The organism is Nostocoides sp., assembly GCF_035343835.1.
Lineage (GTDB): Bacteria > Actinomycetota > Actinomycetes > Actinomycetales > Dermatophilaceae > Nostocoides_A > Nostocoides_A vanveenii.
Genome location: NZ_DAOQZV010000152.1, coordinates 6,575 through 7,707 on the forward strand (window position 1 = coordinate 6,575; position 1,133 = coordinate 7,707).

The 1,133-nt window shown below is 71.1% G+C and carries 2 protein-coding genes; one reads left to right on the forward strand and one right to left on the reverse strand.

Translation table 11 applies throughout. The annotated features are described in order from the left end of the window. Positions 1–181: 181 nt before the first annotated feature. Positions 182–499, reverse strand: coding sequence for a hypothetical protein (locus tag PKH97_RS11195; RefSeq protein ID WP_324387516.1), 318 nt, complete (start codon positions 497–499; stop codon positions 182–184). A gap of 91 nt (positions 500–590) precedes the next feature. Between PKH97_RS11195 and PKH97_RS11200 the strand changes: the two genes are divergently transcribed. Next, positions 591–1,124 carry a hypothetical protein gene (locus tag PKH97_RS11200; protein WP_324387517.1) on the forward strand — a complete coding sequence of 178 codons (534 nt, stop codon included), beginning with the start codon at positions 591–593 and terminating at the stop codon, positions 1,122–1,124. The last annotated feature ends 9 nt before the right edge of the window (positions 1,125–1,133 follow it).

Below are 1,133 nucleotides of genomic sequence, written 5' to 3' on the forward strand. Positions count from 1 at the left end.
GCGAAGGTGCCCAGCGGCACCCGCCCGAGCGAAGTGCTGCCCGGAAGTTTGAGTGCGTCGAACACGCCGACCTTGACCAGCGCCGGCGGATTGAGGGCTGGGGAGGCGAAGTAGCCGGCGAGCGTGCGCAGGCGCGCGTCATCCCCGCCGGGTGGGATGACCGAGTCGGCGACATCGCCGGTCAGATCGCTGACGCCCCAGCCCAGGTCGTCGTCCTCCGCCGGGGCCCGGGGACGAAGCGCCCGCTGGCGTCGGCGGTGAGAGTGACCGAACTGGTGCGCTGGATGCGCAAGACGCTTCGGGCGTAGTACTTGCCTTCGGTGGCCGGCGTCGCCATCGCGTCGAGGAGGTCGCGATAGGCGGTGTCCGAGTCGAAGGTGCCGCTGCCGGAGGGAGTTCCGTGGGCGTCGATCAGTTCGCGGTTGAGCGCTTTGTCATAGCCCTCCGGCCCGAGCGCGCCCCGCCTCGCCAGCCGGTCCACAAGCGGAGGTGCGTCCATACTCTCCGCATGGCCCTGCACCATGCCGTCCTCGCGCTACTCGTCGATGGCCCGCGCCATGGGTACGACCTCAAGGCGCGCTTCGAAGACGATGGGACCGCAATGGGGCGGCCTCAACATCGGGCACGTCTATCAGGTGCTCGGCCGGCTCGTCCGCGACGGGTATGCGGTGGCGAACGCCGAGCAGCAGGCCCACCGCCCCGACCGGGTCGTCGAGGCCCTGACGACACCCGGGCGCGAGGAACTCGACCGGTGGCTGCTGGAGTCGGAGGGTGCTTCCGCGGGCTACCGGGACGATCTCATCCTGAAGGTGATGGCGGCCAGCCGGCTGGGACACCCCGACATTCTCGACGCGACGCTGCGGGTGGTGCGTCGAGATCTGTTGCAGGAGTTGCGCAATCTGGCCGAGGCACGAAGGGCACGGCCGGCCGGGGCCGACGAGCGATTGGGTGAACTACTCGTCGCGGCCGCGGAGTTGCAGGTGCGGGCGCGCCTGGAGTTCGTCGAACGTGCCGTTGCGGCCGCGACTCGCCTCGTGACGGCGCGCCCCGCCGAGGGGATGGTCGATCCGGGCGACCTGGCCGCGCCCGGCGATGACCGCCAGGGCGCGGCGCGCACCGGCTGACCCGTCCAC

Excerpts from the sequence above, each read along its gene's own strand:
- PKH97_RS11195 (WP_324387516.1), bottom strand. The coding sequence starts at position 499 with ATGGACGCACCTCCGCTTGTGGACCGGCTGGCGAGGCGGGGCGCGCTC.
- PKH97_RS11200 (WP_324387517.1), top strand. The coding sequence starts at position 591 with ATGGGACCGCAATGGGGCGGCCTCAACATCGGGCACGTCTATCAGGTG.